This is a genomic window from Peribacillus cavernae, assembly GCF_003989135.1.
Lineage (GTDB): Bacteria > Bacillota > Bacilli > Bacillales > DSM-1321 > Peribacillus > Peribacillus cavernae.
This window is the reverse complement of record NZ_RYZZ01000043.1, coordinates 53,132-72,735: the sequence shown is the minus strand read 5'-3', so window position 1 is coordinate 72,735 and position 19,604 is coordinate 53,132. Positions and strand designations below refer to the sequence as shown.

Below are 19,604 nucleotides of genomic sequence, written 5' to 3'. Positions count from 1 at the left end.
TTTCAAGAAGAGCTGGCTCTTCTGGCGTGATGTTATAAAGCCGGACGTGGTGCTTAGCAACTTGACATGGAGCCTCCGCAGGCATGAGTTCCCAGCCAGGAAGCAAGCTTTGACAAAAGCTGGCTACGCCGGCCAAGGCTATCATGCCTGCCACTCCATATAAAGTTGCGCGGAGTAAGTCCTATCATCTTATTTTTCATGTTGGACATCGGTTTACAGGGTTTTCATCATGTGTTGCATTTAATATTGCAATTTAGGTATTTTTCTTAAAATGCTTTCTGGTGTTTTAAGCCTTGACTTGACGTGCTCGATTGGGTTGTAATCGTGAATATAGGTGAATTCTTCTTTTAGTATGTTAATTTTTGTGTTCATTTCATCCATGGCAAATTTATAAGGCATCATAAACCTTGTCAGTTCAATTTTTAACTCCTCGCAAAAAGCCCGCTTTGTTGCGATTTCCACTACAAGCGGAACGGGTACCGATGTATCTCCGTTTACAGTGATTACGGACTATGATAAGGGAGTTAAGTACCCGGTTTTTGGTTACGAAATTACGCCTGACATAGCCATTATTGACCCTGAGCTAACCTATTCGATGCCGGCTGATATTGTAGCTTATACAGGAATGGATGCATTAACACACGGTATTGAAGCCTATGTATCCACGATGCACAGCTCTTTTACCGATCCACTGGCCATGCAGTCAATCAAGCAAGTAGTAAACAACATTGAAAAATCCATATCAGGTGATAAAGAGGCAAGAGCCGAAATGCATTATGCCCAAGCAATTGCAGGTATGGCCTTTGGAAACGGCTTTTTAGGAATTGTTCATAGCTTGTCCCATAAGAGCGGAGCAATCTTTAAAATTCCGCATGGAGTAGCTAATGCACTCTATCTGCCATATGTAATTGATTATAATAAAAAGGCGGACAGTTCAAGGTATGCTGATATTGCAAGGATGCTTGGGTTAAACGGAAGTACAGATAACGAATTGATCGACTCGTTAACCGATCTTATCCGCCGTTTAAACAAATCGCTGAATCTGCCATTAACACTGAAGGAATTTGGTGTTGAAGAAGGAGAATTTGAAAAACTTCTGGACAAGATGGCAGCAGGAGCTATTGAGGACGCTTGTACTCCATCGAATCCAAGAGAAGTATCCGTGGAAGATATGAAAAAAATATATGTCGCTGCATTTAAAGGCGAAAAAATAGAATTTTAAAGAAAAGACATCAAAGAGTCTGGTACACATTGTATCAGACTCTTTTTCTTAAAATTGCAAATAAGTAATAAAAAACACTTTGACTATTGGAATCAAAGTGTTCTTGAGAAAATTTACTTTTTATTTACGCTTGTTTCATACACGAGCATAGAGGATTGATCATCATCCGGTACAGCGTATAATTTTATTCCCTGCTTTGTATTTTCAAGATATACCGGATTACGTGTAACCACATGTCCTTTAGGAGAAAACAGAGTAATTGGCAGTTCGTGAACCATATCCATTGTTTTCATATCCAGTAAGGCTAGACCGCCCAATTCATATTTAGAAGTGGCAGCTCCTTGCTGTGGCAATTCAGTAATGCCGCTGCATATCAATTGGTCTTCCCCTGCATTCTCGCAGTCTTGATAATCTACAAAATGGCTGGGGTTAATTGATTTATTAAGCACTTTCCCTTTTTCATTGAATTCATAAAAAGTTCGCGAACCCCAGCTTACAGCCTTTAAATTTCCGTGTTTTCCATCACGCAGAATTCCGCCAATATGGTCATTCGTGCGGAACGCTTCTTGAGAATTCATCGTTTCTGGATTTACTTTATAAATAATAGACTTGCTGTTCGGGCGATATTCAGCAACAGAAACCCAGACTGATTTCCCATCAAATGCAATGCCTCCAGGGTGGTACATATCTCCTTCACCAAGCTTTATATCCTTTAAGAGCTTGCCTTGTGTGTTAAAAACAAATAGGTGGCCGATTCCTTTGCCAGGTGAGCGGTCATACCCATCACGGGGCTGATCATACTTTACTGGTTTTTCGATGATTTCTACAGAAGACATGTAGTAAAGGTCTCCAACTTTCGTCATTCCTTGTGGATGGAAGGTGTTAAACTGCAAATCAATTTTTTCTTTCTGTTCCCAAACGCTATCGCGAGAAAGTTGTTGAAATTTTTCTGTCAGTTGTTTTCCATCCTTACCGTATTGAAGTGTATCAGGATAGGCGAATGCCGTTGTTAGAGATCCAAAAGTTAAAGCAGTTGCAAGTGCAAAAATTACTTTCTTCATTAATACAACCTCCATGCTGATATATTTCTTACCTAGATTACTATAGAAATATTAAGTGGAAGTAATAGGAGCTCCGCATGTTTGTAAAAAATAGTTTACAAGCAAAAGACACGCTTAGCCGATTAGAACTAAGAATAGTACAATTGAATAAGGAGTATTCTGTATAAAGTCAATTTTTTATACAGCCTCTATTCTTCTTTCTCAGATTGAGGATTATGTTGACTGTTTATATCAAGATGAATGAGGGATGGGTTATGGAGAAAGTACCAATTAAAACTTTAAAAAAGATAGAAGAAGATGTTCAAAATGAAGACTTAGGAAAAGCGAGAGACAGACTGCACGGGTTAATTTCCACGTATCCTGATGAATTAGAACTTCGTAGAAAACTGGGAGATATTTATTCAGCATTGAAATACCCTTCAATGGCTGGCCGGTATTGGTATCTTGAAAAGAATAAGACACCTGAAATGGAAAAAGCATGTCTCCAGTTTGAAAATTCGATGGGGAATGACCCTATTAGAATTTCGAGGGCTTTAAAATATAAAGGAGACAGGGAAATCATAAAGAGTCTGCAAGTAGATCAGATGATTTATCCTATCCAGAACAAGGTTAAAGAAATATTGACGGAAGAACCTGAAGATACATTGGAAGATAAATTAGTTACTATTGGTTGTATCTCGATACTTATATTAATCATTTCACTTATATGTATTGGTATTTATACTGTTTTTGACTGGGTTTTTTAATTAAACTGTTTCTATTCATTTAATAATTCTCAACTTCAAATTTATGGTAAAGTTAATTCGTGGGATTGAATTATTATTTCCACCTCTTGAGATACGTCAGTTTGGGTGAAGGAGAGATTTATGAATGGCAGTTAAAGATACGAAAAGGAATCTGAGGTAAAAAGCAATGTATCAATTCGAACACGAGTTATAAAGGGAAAAAAAGATATATAAGGCATATGTCATTTTATTTATTGTTTCTGGATTGTTTAATGTCATTTCATTCTTTGTGGATGGTAGTATCCTTCGTGGAGTAGTCACTCTCTTATTTTCTTTAATTGTCCTTCACTATGGTTTACGAAAGAAACTCTGGGCGGAATTATTCATTAAATTTACGGTTTGGTTACATATCTTAGTGTTGGTTTTAATTCTTACGGTAACCATTCTAAAAGTGACAAAGTAAATGCCTTCTTCAATCAACGGGTGGGTCAGTTAAATAATAGAGTTGGTTCGTTAGCTTCATATCTCATCAAATAAAAATTAGTAAATGAGAGGAATATCTGTGCATGATCACACCAAAAAGGAGCTGTACTCCTGGATAAAATCAATTGTATTTGCTTTAATGGTAGCCTTTATTTGCCGCCAGTTTTTATTTTCGCCGATAACGGTTAAGGGAGAATCCATGGAGCCGACGTTTGAAGACAACGATAGATTCATCGTCTCGAAGGTTAGCAAGATTGATCATTTTGATATGATCGTATTTCACTCTCCCATTTCAAAAGACGATTATATCAAGCGGGTGATAGGTCTGCCGGGCGATATGATCGAAATGAAGAATGATGTTCTTTATATCAACGACAAAGCTTTCGAAGAACAATATTTGAATGAAATCAAAGGTGAAAATCTATCAAAGACTACTTTGACTGAGGATTTCAAAGTCACGGTTCCAGAAGGTTCTTTGTTTGTGCTGGGGGACAACCGGCCGAGCAGCATGGACAGCAGAATCATAGGTTCGATCTCAGATGACGAGGTGGTCGGCGAAGTGAAATTTAGATTCTATCCGTTCGAAGAGGTTGGAACACCTGAGTAATCGTTGTGAGTTTTTTACTGAAGTTCCACGACTGAATATGTATTGTTAAGGAGCAATGAGATGATGAACTATAAGGTTGTTGAGGAATTAAATGATAAACAATTAGATGATTTACATAGGTTATTTAAAAACGAGTGGTGGACAACAACGCGACAACCTACGGAAATTAAAAGAATGGTAGACAATAGTAGCCTAGTAATTGGGTTGATTAATAATGAAACAGAAGAATTAATTGGATTTGCTAGGGTGATTACAGATACTATATATCGAGCGTTTATATTTGATGTTATAGCCAATGAGAATTATAGAAATAACGGGATAGGTACAGCATTGATGAATAGTATTTTGGAACATCCTCTTGTACGAGATGTAGATAGGGTGGAATTATATTGTCCTGACAGATTAGTTCCATACTATGAGAAAGTCGGCTTTTCAACAAATGTAAATGGTAGTAATTTAATGAGATATAATAAAGCAAAATAATTCACTCAGGGTGCGTAAGTTGAAGAAGAAATAAACACTTTTTAGGAGTAACTATATGATAAGTTTACAAGATGTTTTAATGCTTGATTTTGCATACCTTGAAACCTTTACTAAGAGAATCGAAACCACGTGGGGTTCAATACTTTGTAATGAAAGCCAACCAAATTATTATGACGCAAATCACGCACATATAAGTGATACGTGTGATCATCCACAGGTAGTCATAGATGAAGTAATCAGCTATTATCAATCCAGAAATATCATACCAAGATTCTATATCTATAACTTAGAAATCCAACAAAATATAATTTCAGAATTGAAATCAAAGAATTTTAGATATGAAGAATTAATTAGTCCTGTTCAATTATGGAATAACCGAGTGATTGAGATCGTTAATAACAACAGAATTACAATTGAAAAAGTAACACCAGAGAATTATCAAGAAGCTTTAGATATAGAGAGTAGCATTAAAGAGTTTGGCGGAAAGGAAACAATTGAAAAGGTTTATAAAGCGCAATTCAATCATCACTCTTTCACACATTATCTTCTTCGGTACGATGGAATAGCCTGTTCCACCGCATGTATTTTTGAAAATGGGATACAAGCTCGGTTGGAAAGTGTAGCTACAATGGAAGAGTTCAGAGGTAAAGGCTTAATAGGTGAAGTTATTCAATTTATACAAAAAGAAGTGATGAATAGGGGTATAAAGAAGCTTTGGGTTTTCCCCATTAACGAATCAGTAGAAAAGGTATACCAAAAGTATGGATTTCAAACAGTCGGTAAATTGAAAAATGGACATGCATTTTTAGGTGGGAAAAGTATTAAAGAAATCCGAGGATAAGAGAATGTACCTTCAATTCTCAGATGCTTCTTATAGATCTAACGGGAATTAGTGGATTAAGCACAATAATTGAAATACATATAAAAGCTAAATAAGGAGGGGAGTTTAATGGAAAATTCATTGTTAATGAGAACAGAGGCATCTTATGCATTGAACTTCTTGGTTTATATCCAAAATATATTCCTTAATCAAAATGATCGTAAAGAAGAATGCAGATTTCCTTATCTTCCATCAAGGATAGCTTTTGTGGAAGATTTTGAACAACGCTTTAAAGAATTATGGGATGACGTCTCTCAAAGAATTTCTCAACATCCTATGAATGATATAAAAATCTTCAATGATGAAAAAGATTTATTTTACCGAAGCTTGTTCGTGGATAGCGGAGATAGTCCACAGGGATATGGTGAAATTTATCAATCGTTTAAAGTATGGTGGGATAGCTTTGTTGGGCGTTTTTCAGTGGAACGTTCGATTGACGAAAGAGGTCAAAAACTATATTCAGAATTGGCAAATTCACTAATGCAAAAGGGTATTACACCTCAAAAGATGTTAAATATCAGCTTAATATATGATGAATGTCCCTTAGGTAATTTAGATGTATCTTCTTATTTCACTGTCGTTCCTATAAGAGATTTTTTTGTGAAATGCAACGCATTATTAGCCAAATTACAAGAGAATATTCTTACAACTAACGGTGAATCCAGCTAAATGATTGAACCGAAAAAACCACCCATTCCCTCAAGAATAGATGGCTGAATATTATCCATTCGTTATATTTATTCAGGTTGGCAACATAGGTTTCCTTCGCCTTTTTCAAGGACGGACTTTAAGCTGTCGAGAACACCCGACCACGCCATTTGATGCCATTTAAATGCATCTGACCAATTTTCATCGCTCTTAAATCCTGTATGCTCCACAATAACTTTGGTCGTTTCATGATCAACTTCTTCAAAACTAACTTTAACAATCGTTAATTCATTGTCCATGTTCATAATATCAGCAAACTGATCAGGACCTTTCCAGGTGAATTGCAGCTCTTTTTCATCGACAAGTTTGGTGATTTTACACCCTTTCGTATTCATTCCTGTCGTGTTGCCTGGTTCGAAATACAGTTCAAATGGGCCTCCTTCTTTTGGTTCTACAACCGCTTCAGGGGCAAACCACTCAGAAACTCGGTCTGAAATCGTCCAAGCATAACCAAACCAAATCTAGTGGTACTTTCATTGTTTCTGTTTGTGTAAGCACTTTTTCTTTAGAAGTAGTATTCAAAATAATCTCCTCCTAGAAATATTTTACATATAAATGTTATCATTTAAATAGAGATAGTGTAAAGAATATTCAGATTGGTTTATAAAATCACTTTGTGTACCGGTAAAATACGAACGAATCTCCTTTTTTAATAATCTAATTAAATATGTATCTGATAATGAGAGGTAATTACATGGCCACTAACGCTAAACAAATAACACACGATAAATTATTAAATAAGGCTCTTCGCCACTAACAATGATTTTACAGAAAAAAAGTAAAATCTGGTTTTCTTATAGACTTAAAACCGGACAAGGGAATGAGTTCAATTACTCGCTTCGTATTCACCCTCTGTTACACGCATAGAACCCTTCGATCATGGCTAAACGGATAGATGGACAAGGGAATGGGTTCAGTTGCGAGCGAAGTATGGCTCCGAACTGTTACTCATTCTTTTTATTTGAGCGCAAAATCCAGTTTCCCGGCAAGAAAATAAATCACGGCCACCATGTTTTTCTCTGAGCGATATCCGCGAGCCTTTTCCTAATGACGTCGCATCCTACATGATGCGTGGATTGAAATAAAAGGGTTAAGAGACTTTGTTACTATTAATAGGTCGCATCCTACATGGATGCGTGGATTGAAATAAAGGACGTTTTAAACGATTATTTTTAGTGTTCGTGTCGCATCCTACATGGATGCGTGGATTGAAATTATCCGGTTGTGAATCTCACAAACTGCCGCACCGTAGTCGCATCCTACTTGGATGGGTGGATTGAAATTTGTAGAGGAAGTAGTAGAAATAGCGTTAACGTATAAAGAACCTGACTAAATATATTTTAATATGTACCATTATGATAAGAATACACCAATCTATCCTTTATGAACCAGCTACCCAATACAAAGAAATTATTCTGCTTATTTGAAATTTTTAAATTTCCCCTTGACTTCGTATACTATCAGCGATAGAGTTATAAAAAAGTGAATATAATTCTTATCGAGAGAGGTGGAGGGACTGGCCCTTTGATACCTCAGCAGCAGACTTATAGTACTGTGCTAATTCCAGAAGCTAAGAGCTTGAAGATAAGAAGAGATATGGACCAAGGCGCCAAAAACCTCTTCTGCTTCAAGAAGAGGTTTTTATTTTTCCCCCTTACATTTTAGAAATAACAAAAAAGAAAGAAGGTATTATTTATGTCGATTACTTTGACAAAGGCACCATTCAGGGCAGATCATGTAGGAAGTTTATTGAGGCCCAAGCACTTGCTAGAAGCGAAAGCCAGCTTTAATAAAGGAGAGATTAGCGCCGAACAACTAAGAGAGATAGAACTGGAAGAAGTTAAAAGAATTGTTGATAAGCAAATTGAGGTTGGTCTTAAAGCGGTAACGGATGGCGAATTCAGACGTCATTGGTGGCATACGGACTTTATGGAGAACCTGCTCGGCATGGAAGGTTACACTCCTGAAAAAGGCTACCAATTCAGCAAGATGGAAACGGAAAAGCATGATGTACGTGCTGTAGAGAGAGTAGCATTCAATCCTGATCACCCGTTCATTCAACATGCAAAGGAACTTGTTGAAATTGTTGGTGACAGGGCAGTTGCCAAAGTAACGATTCCGAGCCCTAACCAGTTCTTCAATGCCGGAGTTATCAACCCGGAAATCTATTCTGATTGGGAAGAATTTGCTAAGGATATTATTGAAGCCTACAGACAAACAATTAAAGCTTTTTATGAGGTAGGGGTACGCTATGTACAACTGGATGATGTATATATTGCTGGTCTTTCCGCACCAGAGCTCCCTTTTAGTGACGCCCAATACTCACGTGAATATTTAATTGATTTAGCTTTACGTGTCATTAATGGTGTTCTTAATGATAAGCCGGAAGACCTATTTGTAACTACCCACCTATGCAGAGGTAACTATAAGTCTGACTACGCATTTTCCGGAAGCTATGATATTATTGCACCCACCTTGCTTCATAAGGAAAAAGTAAATGGATTTTTCCTTGAGTTTGATGATGAGCGTTCAGGAACATTTGAACCTTTGAAGTATATCCCGACTGGAGACGATGCACCACGAGTAGTCCTGGGATTATTTACATCTAAGTTTCCTGAGTTGGAAGACAAGGAAGCTATCAAGAAAAGGATCAAAGAAGCCTCCCAATACGTACCATTGGAACAGCTGTGCATCAGTCCTCAATGTGGATTCGCTTCTACCCACCATGGCAATAACCTAACAGAAGAAGAGCAATGGAACAAATTAAAGGTAATTGTCGATGTCGCAAAAGAAGTTTGGGGTTAATCTAAAAAGTTTTAAATGATTAACAATAAAGTCTGGAATTTATGAAAGTTATTAGCTGCTTAGGCAAGAGGGATGCTGTGCATCCCTCTTTTTCTTGATGGAAAGGATATAATAAATTGGCAGAAGTAGAGGTTATAAAGCGCTTGTGCTGATATGAAAAGCGGACAATAAGATATAATAAAGAATGCGTGGGATTTTTGATTTAAGTAAAAGTAAAAATAGGATACAGGAAGACAAAAGAGGAAAAGGAGATACGATGACAAAAGAAATAAAAGAATTAGGATGGAACTTTGACAACAGTTATGGCCGCCTGCCCAAGACTTTTTATACAAGCTTTTCTCCAGACCCTGTAGAGTTCCCAAAGCTGGCCATTCTCAATGAACCGCTCGCGACATCATTGGGGCTGAACGTTGAGGCTTTGCAAGGTGAAGAAGGCCTATCGGTGTTTGCTGGCAACGAGATTCCTGAAGGTGCTTCCCCGCTTGCCCAGGCTTATGCGGGCCACCAATTCGGGAATTTTACGATGTTAGGCGATGGCCGGGCAGTGTTACTCGGCGAACAAATTACTCCTGTAGGTGAACGGCTTGATATTCAGCTCAAGGGTCCAGGACGGACACCATATTCTCGCGGGGGCGACGGCAGGGCGGCAATTGGCCCGATGCTTCGCGAATATATCATCAGTGAAGCCATGCATGCATTGGGCATCCCTACCACCCGAAGCCTGGCGGTGGTGACCACCGGTGAGGCAGTAATCCGCGAAACCCACCTACCTGGTGCCATCGTGACACGTGTGGCTGCCAGTCATCTGCGGGTTGGTACTTTTCAATACGGTGCTACACGGGATTCAGTCGAGGAACTTAGAACCCTGGCTGATTATGCAATAAAGCGTCATTATCCAGACATTGAGGCTGATGAAAACCGCTATCTTTCACTGCTTAATGAAGTGATTAAGAGTCAGGCAGCACTGATTGCCAAATGGCAGCTGGTAGGCTTTATCCATGGGGTGATGAACACCGACAACATGACCATTAGCGGAGAAACCATCGACTATGGTCCTTGCGCCTTTATGGATGAATATGATCCGGCTACGGTATTCAGTTCCATTGATACTCAAGGCCGCTATGCCTATGGCAATCAGCCGGGTATTGGCGGATGGAATCTCGCTCGATTTGCAGAAAGCCTATTGGCGCTTATTCATGAAAAACAGGAACAGGCTGTCGAACTGGCCCAGGAGGCGATTTCAGAATATCCAAAGCTGTATCAACAAAATTGGCTTGCGGGAATGAGAGCTAAACTGGGATTGTTTAATGAAGAGATAGAGGATGAATCTCGTATCAATGACCTCCTAGATTTGATGAAGAAGCATCGCGCCGACTATACCAATACCTTCCGCGCATTGACCTTTGGCAAAACAGAGGGTACGGACCTGTTCGGTAGCACGGAATTTTCCAAGTGGCATGATGAGTGGCTAGCAAGACTAGGCAGGCAGGAGGAAACAAAAGAATCCTCACAGGAGTTAATGCGGAACAGCAATCCAGCGGTAATTCCTCGGAACCACCGGGTAGAAGAAGCACTGAAAGCCGCAGAGGAACTAGGAGACTACAGCGTGATGGAAAGACTTCTTGATGTTCTTTCAAGCCCCTTCGCTCACTCTCCTGAACAGGCGGAATACGCCACACTGCCTGCGCCATCAACCCTTCCTTACCGAACCTATTGCGGGACATGATAAAGATGATTTTAATTGCTTTTCTAAACCAGGTTGCCGCTTTTTCATGGTTTACTTTTAGTGCAAGAATAATGCTGCCCTTTGAGGTAGCATTATTTTAGTTTTTAAGTAACTACTTAGGCCTAGGCATTTAAATGAAAGTTTGGGAAGTGAAGTCAATTCAAGCGAAAATAACGTGAATTAAGCGAAACCCGCTCTAATAAATATATTCCGCACAGTCTCATAATATTTTTCTACAGGGATAATATATACCAAAAGTAAACTTTCATAGGTTGGAGGTAATTAGAATGAAGATTTTATCGATGATCCAGCCTTGGGCCAGCCTTTTTGCTTTAGGGAAAACCAATATGAAACAAGGTCATGGATAACAAATTATCGTGGACCCCTGGCCATTCACACAAGTAAAAAAATAGATAAGGCTGCCTGTAGCCATGTTACCATTCAGTCGTTGCTTGGTAAGCATGGATATACAAAAGAAAATTTTCCAAATGGTATGATCATTGCTAAATGCAAGCTAGAAAATTGTTTGAAGGTGACTGAAAACAACCAGACATGGGCTATCCTGGGGGATGGACGAAACGTATCAGGAAATGACTACTTCTTGGATGGGTTTAGGTACAATATACATTGAAGTTTATTCAACCAACCGTTGGTGGAACGGTTTGGCTGAGATTTGAGTTCGCTGCGACGACATTCTCCATTACAAGCTTTGCATTGGTATTTTCGACACTGTTTGCTTCAGGATGATTTAAGTTGGTTCCATAAGACGACTAATGGCATTGGCTTAAACGTCCCTCATTAAGGCGCTTGTCGGAAATTGTAGTAGGATAATCCTTGCGGATGTGAGCGCTTGCAATTAAAATAAAAACAAGAGATGACTTGTATGGCCATAGATATGGTAAGACCATACAACATGATGTCTCTGAAGGCTCGAATATAAAAACGAGAAAAAGAATGGATTACCCGCAAAAAGGAAAGCCTCTCCAATTATTTAGCGTTAGAGTTTTTGCAATTATTAAAATATTATACTTAGGATGGTGACTGTAATGAAACTTATTTCTTTTCAAGCTTCCGATAGAGTAAGATTAGGCATTAAAACAGAGAATGGCATTGTCGATGTGTGTTCAACCGCTGAAAAAGCAGGCTTATCAGCACCAAATACGATGGAGGACGTCATTGCTGCCGGTCAGTCAGGGTTAGATCAACTCCATCAAGTACTTTCACAAGCAGATGAAACGTTAGAAGAATCAACTATTCAATATGCCCCTGTAGTACAAAACCCAATTAAAATTATTTGTTCTGGAGCTAATTACCGTGCCCATGTGGCAGAGGCCAATCTGGCAATTCCAGAGTTTCCAATCTATTTCCCTAAATACCAAAATAGTCTCGCAGCCCACAATGAAGAAATCGTACCACCTGCCATTACTGAACAGGTAGATTACGAAGTGGAAATGGTCGTTGTTATGGGACAACAAGCACGTAATGTGACGAAAGAAGAAGCTCTTGACTATGTGTTTGGGTACGCAACAGGGAACGATTTTTCCGCGCGTGATCTTCAATTCCGCGGTGTTCAGTGGATGTATGGAAAAGCGATTGATCAGTTTGCACCCATCGGACCGTATCTTGTAACAGCTGATGAGGTTCCGAATCCGCAAAATCTGGATCTGAAGTGTTGGGTAAATGGCGATTTACGTCAAAATTCAAACACAGAGAAAATGATATTCCCTATTGCAGAACTCATCAGTGATTTGTCGCAAGCCATGACATTGGAAGCCGGTGATGTGATCTTTACGGGGACTCCCGAGGGTGTGATCGTTGGTATGGAAGAAAAAAAATGGCTACAGCCAGGTGATGAAATCGTTTGTGAAGTCGAAGGATTGGGACGCTTAGTGAATCGACTTGCTCCACGATAATAATGCAGGACTCATGCATCTAGTACTTAAGGATTCATCTTTACAAAACACATAACTTTGCAGGATCATTCGGAAACCGGCTATATCATTCATTAGATATACAACCCCCGCTATACACAGCTGGTCCCGGATGATCCTTCTCCTCAATAGTAATGAAAGCGGTTTCAAACGTGATAATGTAAAGAATTCTAAAAAAAGATTGTTATTTATACACTAATTCTAAATCATTTCTGGCGGTTGTTTTTTAATCCTATGACAAGCAAATAGAACATCATTTTAAAATTTATGGGGGGCTTATCAATGGAAGGTACTATTTTTTCACTTATACCACCAGTTATAACAATTGCTTTGATTATCATAACGAAAAGGCTTTTTCTACCATTAGGGGTAGGTATCGCTTTAGGCGCATTGCTTTATAATCAATGGAATATATTCGATAGTGCGGCTAATGTTTTCAACCTAATGATGGAAGTACTAGTGGAAGATGGAAAAGTCTTGATTTTTGTTATCTTAATTGGTATATTGTCTTCTCTTCTTTATCTCTCGGGTGGTATTTATGCCTTCTCAGAATGGGGGGTAAAAGTAGCAAAAACGAGGGTTCAAGCTCAAATGGCAACGATGTTACTTGGTTTTTTCACCTGGTTTGATGATGCGTTTAGTTGCTTATTCCGCGGAGCCGTTATGAAATCGGTAACCGACAAGTACCAAGTTTCACATTCCAAGTTATCTTATTTAGTCCACTCAACATCAGCACCGATCGCCCTAATCGTACCTGTTTCAGCACTTGCGGCCTTTATTACCTCTATTATTGCCGGAGTTTTGACTTCAAATGGGATTACTGAATATCAAGCTCTTGAGGCATTTTTGTTATCCATACCAACGAACTATTATACGCTTTCAACCATCGTGCTCGTTTTTATCGTTGCTTATTTTGGCATCAATGTTGGTCAAATGCGTCGAGATGAAAAAAGAGCGATCGAAGAGGGAGTTTTGTTTGATACCTCAAGAGGAAAAATCCCAGGAGCAGATAATAGTAAGTTACCGACGAGAAAAGATGGCAAGATGGCCGATCTCCTATTACCAGTGTTAACACTTATTCTCGTAACGATTATCGCTTCTATATGGATTGGTTCTTCAAGCACCGAAGGAACCACGTCAGCAATGGAACTACTTAAAAACACGGATGTTATATTAGCTCTCGTTTATGGTGGATTATTAGCAAACATTGTAAGCCTCACAAGATTATTCATAAAAAAAACCCCTGGCAATGACATAATAACCTCTGTCCTTTCTGGTATTAAAACGACATTACCGAGTGTGATGATATTATTTTTAGCACTTGTAACCGCCGGAATTATTTCCAGTTTAGGGATTGGTGACTACTTAGCTTCTTTAATAGAAGGAAATATGGCAATTGCCTGGCTTCCAGTCATTTTCTTTATATTCGCAGCGTTTATATCTTATTCGATAGGAAGTACACTTGGAACGGCTGGTTTAATGATCCCTATTGGTGCAGAGATCGTCGCTGCCATAGACATTACATTTTTAATACCAATTATCGGTGCAGTTTTAGCGGGAACGGTTTTCGGTGAGCACAGCTCGCCGTTATCTGACACAACGATCCTGGCTTCTATTGGAAGTTCTGTACATCCGCTCGATCATATGATAACACAGCTTCCATATGCCATCCTATCCAGCATTTCTTCCATAACAGGTTTCATTGTCCTCGGATTCACAGGAAATGTACTCATAGGCCTTGTTACTGCGTTAATTACTGTCGGAATTGGTGCCTATATCATGAAAGCCCGATCGGATAAAACTATGTCTTTACAAAATATTGAGGAAATTGCTAAATAGTTAGATTAATACTGAAATACTCGGATCCCTCCCCTCTCCTATTTTTCAATGTAAATTCGATCTCGGAGGAGGGATCTATTGTTTTACTAGTATAAAAATTACTTTATAGCTATTAACATGATAGACAGCCCTACAACAATGAAGAAAAGGTGAAATTAGAATGATAGAACCCGTTAAACGTATTAATGTAACCGATAGTATTGTGAACCAAATTAAAGAGCTTGTTCTGCAAGGAGAATTAAACCAAGGCGATAAACTACCACCAGAAAGAGAACTCATGACTTTGTTTGAAGTCGGGAGACCTTCTTTGCGTGAAGCCTTAAAAGTCTTGGAAGCACAAGGATTAATTGAAAAATCGCAAAAAGGAACGGTCATAACGGGAAACCATGATAAATTCTTTACTGATTCCCTCATGTTTCTTCTTTATTTTTCATCTACCGATTGGCAGGACATTTTTGAATCGCGAAGATTCATTGAAAGAGAATTAACTTACTTGACAACCACAAGAGCGACCATAGAAGACTTCATTGAAATGGAGAAAACCATTGTAAACATGGAATTAGCCATTAACAAAGATAACCAAGAAGATTATGTTTCAGCCAATCTACATTTCCATGAGAAAATTGCCAAATCATCCAAGAACCTTGTTATGTATCATCTATACCAATCTATCAACAAATTAATTGAACATGCTCAAGTACAAGCGGTAACTGTTCCAGGAATAATGGATGATTCCCTTCAATATCACAAGGATATTCTTACCGCAATGAAACAACGAAATGCGGAACTCGCAAGCGATTTAATGGTGAATCACATTACCAGTGTTCATGGATTTCTACAGAAAAAACAAAATTATTAATGAGTCATTCCAAATAGGCATTGAGATGAGAGTGGTTTGCCTTCAGCCACAAGCATATGATTTAACACAAAGTAATGAGGCTTTAGCGAATGCTATTCGAATACTTGATGAATAAGAATTATTAGTATATGATTAACATAAGATAACATAATAAATAAAGACCCAGGTGCTCGATACACCTGAGTCTCCGTCTTGGCTACTCCGCAGTATAAGTTTGCGGTGGCTGAGGTCGATAAGAAAATGACTAGTTCCCATGACCCGACCGCCAAATCAGGGTGGGCTAGTCGTTTTTATTTTTGCCAGAACGTGCTGCAACAATAATTGATACGACTAGAGCTGCAAATGCAATCATAGTGTTTAGATCGTCATTTGTCACATACCAAGTGCGATGGTCTTAGGTGCCCTTACAGCAGAAATTTGGGCATTTGTTCAAAATGGGATAACGGCTTTAGCTCCAACACTTGAAACAAAGTATAAAGAGGGCGCATTGATATAATAAACAATAGCTCAATGACCTCAGAATTGAGAGATTTCGAAAATTCCAACTTATCGTGGGCCCTGTTTACAATTACTTTTGGAGTACTATTTTGGCCAGACTCACTTATATGTGAGTGGTGAAATTTTGTAAAGCTTTGATTCTGTTTCATTCACCCTTTGCCACAAAGGGTGTTTTTATTTTGCAGCTGTCATTTTATTCAGTAGATACTGAGCGATGGACTGTTTAGTTTTCGCAACTGCAAAGAGGCTTGATTTGGATAAGCGGGCATGATAGCCTTGTTCAAAATGGAAGATTGTATGTCAATCTACCCTTATACCAGACTGCTACCTTAAAAATTTGATATCATAAAACTACAATAATTGATGAAAGGGGAGTTCAGTTAATGGTAAAGATTGGACGGAATGATTTATGCCCTTGTGGCAGTGGGGAGAAATATAAGAAGTGCTGTGGGAAGAATAATGTTTTATCCATGGAACTCCTGATAGAAAAAGAACTGCATGAAATTCAGCTCGACATTCTTCATTATGCAATGGAAAATTACCAAGAAGAAATGGAAGATTATTTGGAAGAATGCTACGAGGAATTTGATATACCTGATGAAGCAATGGAGATGTTTAATTTCTTTGGAACTACATGGTTCATCACTTCAGTGGAAGTAGATGAAGAAACCATATTGGAAGAGTACATTGATCGGAATATAGAAAAGTTTAGCAGACAAAGAATAAAGGATATTTTGCGAACATGGAAAAAAGCTAAGCCTTCTGTGTCCATCATTCAACACCAAGAGGGGAATCAGCATATAACTGTTCAAGATATTTTTTCACAAGAGGTACAAAAGGTCAAAGTACTCGAAGAGGAACATAAAGTAGAGACTGGTGGTTTGGTATTGGGGACGATTTTACCTGCTGGGCCGACATCTGTATTTTTTACAACATTCCTTGATATGCCAGCTGATGAATCAGAGGAACTAAAAGACGCTGTATTATCTCTATATGATGAGAGTGGGGAAGAAAGCCCGGTTGACTTTATGGCTGCATCTTTTCTTGAAGTACTTGACCTCTTTATCTTTGGAAAAGCTGATGTATCAATTGACGATTTGGAATGGAAATCGGCCAAACATAAGGAAGTTGCTGTAAATTACCAAGAATATATGAAGAATTATGGGCATGAAGAAACCGTTATCCATCTAGGCGTATATCTCTGGAATACGTACTGTATGCGAAGAAATCCAACAATTAAAAAGTCAAACGTATATGAAGCAGCGTTAGTCTATTTAGTTGATAAGTTGCTCCCGTTCGGAGGGATGATAACACAAAAAGAATTGGCTGAAGAATTCGATATCTCCAGCAACAGTATCTCAACAAAGTTTAAAGAGTTAGAGAATGTCCTTTCTGAAGAAATCGAGGATCTGCATGATAAGCTTGAAACGATTGATGATGAAGATGCTTTCTTTGATGGTGAGCACATTTTTGGTGAAGAAAAGGTTGGAAATGCCTTCACGAATTCAAGAATAACGATGGAACGAGAGCTCCTTAACATGGAGAGGGAGATTGGTGACAGAGATTTTGAATCGATTGACGAATTGAACGATTTTATGAATAAACGGATAAATAATCAAAAACCGTCCCCGGCAAAATTATCCGACAAAGAAAAAGCGCAAGAACTATTATTTGATGCGTACGAAGCATCAGGAAGCAAGCGCCTGCAGCTTGCAAAAAAGGCATTGAAATTATACCCAAATAGCCCAGATGCATACAATATTTTAGCAGAGTATGAAATGAACCCAAAAGAAAGACAGAACCTTTACTTAAAGGGTATGGAAGCAGGAGAAAAGGAATTAGGACAATCATTTTTCAGTGAAAATAAAGGCCACTTTTGGGGGATTGTAAGCACACGTGCATATATGCGGGCAAAATTCAGTTATGGTTTGCTTTTACACGAAAAGGGCAAGCGTGAAGAAGCAATTGCGCAATATGAGGAGCTTCTGGAGTTGAATCCAATGGATAATCAAGGAGTCCGGTATGAACTATTCATCGCTCACGTGGAAAAAGGCTTGTTCCAAAAGGCAGAATCACTATTAAAGCAGTTTAACGAAGAAATAACTGCAAATGGTGCATTCAACAAGTTGCTAATCGAATACTTACAAAATGGTACATCGCAAAAGGCAAAAAAACTATTGAAAAAAGCAAAAGGTGAAAATCCATATGTCTTGGATTATTTAACCGGAAAAAAGAAACTTCCCGGAAATACCCCAGCCACATATGGATTAGGAGATGAATCCGAAGCGATTATTTATGCAGACCAGCATTTGCATTTATGGAGAGAGCATGTGGAATTGATTGAATGGTTGATGAAGGCCTAGTTGGCATGTAAATGAGAAGATGCGATCGACATTGAAGATTAATCAGCTAAAAGGTATAAGTACCTTTTTTTAAACAAAAGAGGAGATTAATTGGAGGTAATTAAATGAACGGATTAAAAGGAATCCACCACGTTACGGCCATTACAAGCAGTGCGGAAAAGAACTATGAATTTTTCACTTATGTTTTAGGGATGCGTTTAGTAAAGAAAACCGTTAACCAGGACGATATCCAAACGTATCACTTATTCTTTGCGGATGATACTGGCAGCCCGGGTACAGATATGACTTTCTTTGATTTTCCTGGCATTCCAAAAGGCGTACATGGAACAAACGAAATTTCAAAAACCTCTTTCCGGGTACCTAGTAATCCAGCCATCGATTATTGGGTTAAACGTTTTGACAGATTGGATGTAAAACATTCTGGGGTCAAAGAACAATTTGGCAGGAAGACACTTTCTTTTGCCGATTTTGATGACCAGGATTACCAATTGATTTCAGATGAAAACAATGAGGGCGTTGCTGCTGGTTCACCATGGCAAAAAGGACCGGTTCCTCTTGAATATGCGATTACTGGTTTAGGGCCAATCTTTGTTCGTGTCGCTAATTTTGCTCATTTTAAAGAAATGCTGGAAAAGGTTCTATTATTTAAGGAAATAGATAACGAAGGATCGTTCCATTTATTTGAAGTCGGTGAAGGAGGAAATGGTGCGCAAGTAGTCGTAGAATATAATGCGATTCTTCCTGAAGCAAGACAAGGTTTTGGTACAGTGCACCATGCGGCATTCCGTGTGGAAGACCGTTCTGTTCTTGAAGAATGGATTAGCCGTATGCCAAGTTTCGGATTCAATACGTCCGGTTATGTAGATCGCCATTTTTTCGAATCATTGTATGCAAGAGTTGCCCCACAAATCTTATTTGAATTTGCAACAGATGGTCCAGGATTTATGGGCGATGAACCTTATGAAACGCTTGGAGAAAAGTTATCATTGCCTCCATTCTTAGAACCAAAACGTGACGAGATCGAAAAATTAGTTCGGCCGATAGATACAATAAGAAGCACAAAAGAATTCATTAAGGAATAATAGAAAGAAAAAGCTAGTCTCTCCTTTGTATTTTTGCTCAATATTATCCTTGTAAAGGAGTGTAAGCTTACTATTCTTTCTAAAAACTATATAAGTTGAAAGCGGAGAAAAAACACAGTAAAGCCATCCTTTTATTAGCAGGGTGGCTTTTTGTCATAGCTTGACAGTGGGTGATGGTTTATTAAAATACTAACCAGTACTTTTGACAGGAAAGGGAGGGAGAGGTTTTCTTGTTGCGCTGATTGTATTTTTGTTTATTTCCATTCCTGTGTATGCCTTTATCAAAGTGTTTCTGAGTTTTAAGAGAGGCCAAGCAATGGATGCTTATTACT

The 19,604-nt window shown here is 38.6% G+C and carries 15 protein-coding genes, 1 pseudogene and 1 riboswitch; of the genes and pseudogenes, 13 read left to right on the top strand and 3 right to left on the bottom strand.

Annotation, left to right across the window (positions count from 1 at the left end; all coding sequences use genetic code 11):
• Positions 1-258: 258 nt before the first annotated feature.
• A pseudogene (locus ELQ35_RS23305) lies at positions 259-402 on the bottom strand (GTP pyrophosphokinase family protein); the annotation flags it as partial.
• Here ELQ35_RS23305 and ELQ35_RS20740 point away from each other — a divergent pair.
• On the top strand, positions 398-1,222 hold the full coding sequence (locus ELQ35_RS20740) for an iron-containing alcohol dehydrogenase (protein ID WP_307365744.1): 825 nt from the start codon (positions 398-400) through the stop codon (positions 1,220-1,222). The pseudogene ELQ35_RS23305 and the gene ELQ35_RS20740 overlap by 5 nt on opposite strands.
• A 113-nt stretch (positions 1,223-1,335) precedes the next feature.
• On the opposite strand, the gene ELQ35_RS20735 is transcribed toward ELQ35_RS20740, so the two are convergent.
• Positions 1,336-2,283, bottom strand: a complete 948-nt coding sequence (locus ELQ35_RS20735; protein ID WP_126867080.1) for a DUF6454 family protein — start codon at positions 2,281-2,283, stop codon at positions 1,336-1,338.
• A gap of 254 nt (positions 2,284-2,537) precedes the next feature.
• Here ELQ35_RS20735 and ELQ35_RS20730 point away from each other — a divergent pair, with 254 nt between their 5' ends.
• The 5 genes from ELQ35_RS20730 (at position 2,538) to ELQ35_RS20710 (ending at position 6,130) form a co-directional block, all read left to right on the top strand.
• Positions 2,538-3,029: a DUF6584 family protein gene (locus ELQ35_RS20730; RefSeq protein WP_246026161.1), complete on the top strand. Its 492-nt coding sequence runs from the start codon at positions 2,538-2,540 to the stop codon at positions 3,027-3,029.
• A gap of 541 nt (positions 3,030-3,570) precedes the next feature.
• Complete coding sequence (gene lepB, locus ELQ35_RS20725) at positions 3,571-4,098, top strand: signal peptidase I (protein WP_281278147.1); 528 nt, start codon at positions 3,571-3,573, stop codon at positions 4,096-4,098.
• Positions 4,099-4,158: 60 nt separating this feature from the next.
• On the top strand, positions 4,159-4,581 hold the full coding sequence (locus ELQ35_RS20720) for a GNAT family N-acetyltransferase (protein WP_126867078.1): 423 nt from the start codon (positions 4,159-4,161) through the stop codon (positions 4,579-4,581).
• Positions 4,582-4,636: 55 nt separating this feature from the next.
• Positions 4,637-5,422 (top strand): GNAT family N-acetyltransferase, encoded by a 786-nt coding sequence (locus ELQ35_RS20715; protein WP_126867077.1) that lies wholly within the window; start codon positions 4,637-4,639, stop codon positions 5,420-5,422.
• A 108-nt stretch (positions 5,423-5,530) separates the two neighbouring features.
• Positions 5,531-6,130, top strand: a complete 600-nt coding sequence (locus ELQ35_RS20710; protein WP_126867076.1) for a hypothetical protein — start codon at positions 5,531-5,533, stop codon at positions 6,128-6,130.
• Between the two features lie 68 nt (positions 6,131-6,198).
• Here the strand turns inward: ELQ35_RS20710 and ELQ35_RS20705 are convergent, their stop codons facing one another.
• Positions 6,199-6,606, bottom strand: coding sequence for an SRPBCC family protein (locus ELQ35_RS20705; RefSeq protein ID WP_370873474.1), 408 nt, complete (start codon positions 6,604-6,606; stop codon positions 6,199-6,201).
• Between the two features lie 1,055 nt (positions 6,607-7,661).
• Positions 7,662-7,760: riboswitch (SAM riboswitch) on the top strand.
• A 104-nt stretch (positions 7,761-7,864) separates the two neighbouring features.
• Between ELQ35_RS20705 and ELQ35_RS20700 the strand changes: the two genes are divergently transcribed.
• From ELQ35_RS20700 to ELQ35_RS20665, 7 genes are all read left to right on the top strand, one after another.
• Entirely contained in the window at positions 7,865-8,974 is a 1,110-nt protein-coding gene (locus tag ELQ35_RS20700) for a 5-methyltetrahydropteroyltriglutamate--homocysteine S-methyltransferase (RefSeq protein WP_126867075.1), read from the top strand.
• Between the two features lie 256 nt (positions 8,975-9,230).
• The gene (locus ELQ35_RS20695; RefSeq protein WP_126867088.1) at positions 9,231-10,700 is read left to right on the top strand and encodes a protein adenylyltransferase SelO; all 1,470 of its coding nucleotides are present in this window, start codon (positions 9,231-9,233) and stop codon (positions 10,698-10,700) included.
• A gap of 1,046 nt (positions 10,701-11,746) precedes the next feature.
• Entirely contained in the window at positions 11,747-12,613 is an 867-nt protein-coding gene (locus ELQ35_RS20685) for a fumarylacetoacetate hydrolase family protein (protein WP_126867074.1), read from the top strand.
• Positions 12,614-12,913: 300 nt separating this feature from the next.
• Positions 12,914-14,470, top strand: a complete 1,557-nt coding sequence (locus tag ELQ35_RS20680) for a Na+/H+ antiporter NhaC family protein (protein WP_185861847.1) — start codon at positions 12,914-12,916, stop codon at positions 14,468-14,470.
• 160 nt (positions 14,471-14,630) lie between these two features.
• Positions 14,631-15,329, top strand: a complete 699-nt coding sequence (locus ELQ35_RS20675; protein ID WP_126867072.1) for a FadR/GntR family transcriptional regulator — start codon at positions 14,631-14,633, stop codon at positions 15,327-15,329.
• Between the two features lie 881 nt (positions 15,330-16,210).
• Positions 16,211-18,190, top strand: coding sequence for an SEC-C metal-binding domain-containing protein (locus tag ELQ35_RS20670; RefSeq protein ID WP_126867071.1), 1,980 nt, complete (start codon positions 16,211-16,213; stop codon positions 18,188-18,190).
• A 104-nt stretch (positions 18,191-18,294) separates the two neighbouring features.
• On the top strand, positions 18,295-19,272 hold the full coding sequence (locus tag ELQ35_RS20665; RefSeq protein ID WP_126867070.1) for a ring-cleaving dioxygenase: 978 nt from the start codon (positions 18,295-18,297) through the stop codon (positions 19,270-19,272).
• The last annotated feature ends 332 nt before the right edge of the window (positions 19,273-19,604 follow it).

Excerpts from the sequence above, each read along its gene's own strand:
- ELQ35_RS20695 (WP_126867088.1), top strand. The coding sequence starts at position 9,231 with ATGACAAAAGAAATAAAAGAATTAGGATGGAACTTTGACAACAGTTAT.
- ELQ35_RS20715 (WP_126867077.1), top strand. The coding sequence starts at position 4,637 with ATGATAAGTTTACAAGATGTTTTAATGCTTGATTTTGCATACCTTGAA.
- ELQ35_RS20720 (WP_126867078.1), top strand. The coding sequence starts at position 4,159 with ATGATGAACTATAAGGTTGTTGAGGAATTAAATGATAAACAATTAGAT.
- ELQ35_RS20700 (WP_126867075.1), top strand. The coding sequence starts at position 7,865 with ATGTCGATTACTTTGACAAAGGCACCATTCAGGGCAGATCATGTAGGA.
- ELQ35_RS20710 (WP_126867076.1), top strand. The coding sequence starts at position 5,531 with ATGGAAAATTCATTGTTAATGAGAACAGAGGCATCTTATGCATTGAAC.
- ELQ35_RS20665 (WP_126867070.1), top strand. The coding sequence starts at position 18,295 with ATGAACGGATTAAAAGGAATCCACCACGTTACGGCCATTACAAGCAGT.
- ELQ35_RS20680 (WP_185861847.1), top strand. The coding sequence starts at position 12,914 with ATGGAAGGTACTATTTTTTCACTTATACCACCAGTTATAACAATTGCT.
- ELQ35_RS20735 (WP_126867080.1), bottom strand. The coding sequence starts at position 2,283 with ATGAAGAAAGTAATTTTTGCACTTGCAACTGCTTTAACTTTTGGATCT.
- ELQ35_RS20670 (WP_126867071.1), top strand. The coding sequence starts at position 16,211 with ATGGTAAAGATTGGACGGAATGATTTATGCCCTTGTGGCAGTGGGGAG.
- ELQ35_RS20730 (WP_246026161.1), top strand. The coding sequence starts at position 2,538 with ATGGAGAAAGTACCAATTAAAACTTTAAAAAAGATAGAAGAAGATGTT.
- ELQ35_RS20685 (WP_126867074.1), top strand. The coding sequence starts at position 11,747 with ATGAAACTTATTTCTTTTCAAGCTTCCGATAGAGTAAGATTAGGCATT.
- ELQ35_RS20675 (WP_126867072.1), top strand. The coding sequence starts at position 14,631 with ATGATAGAACCCGTTAAACGTATTAATGTAACCGATAGTATTGTGAAC.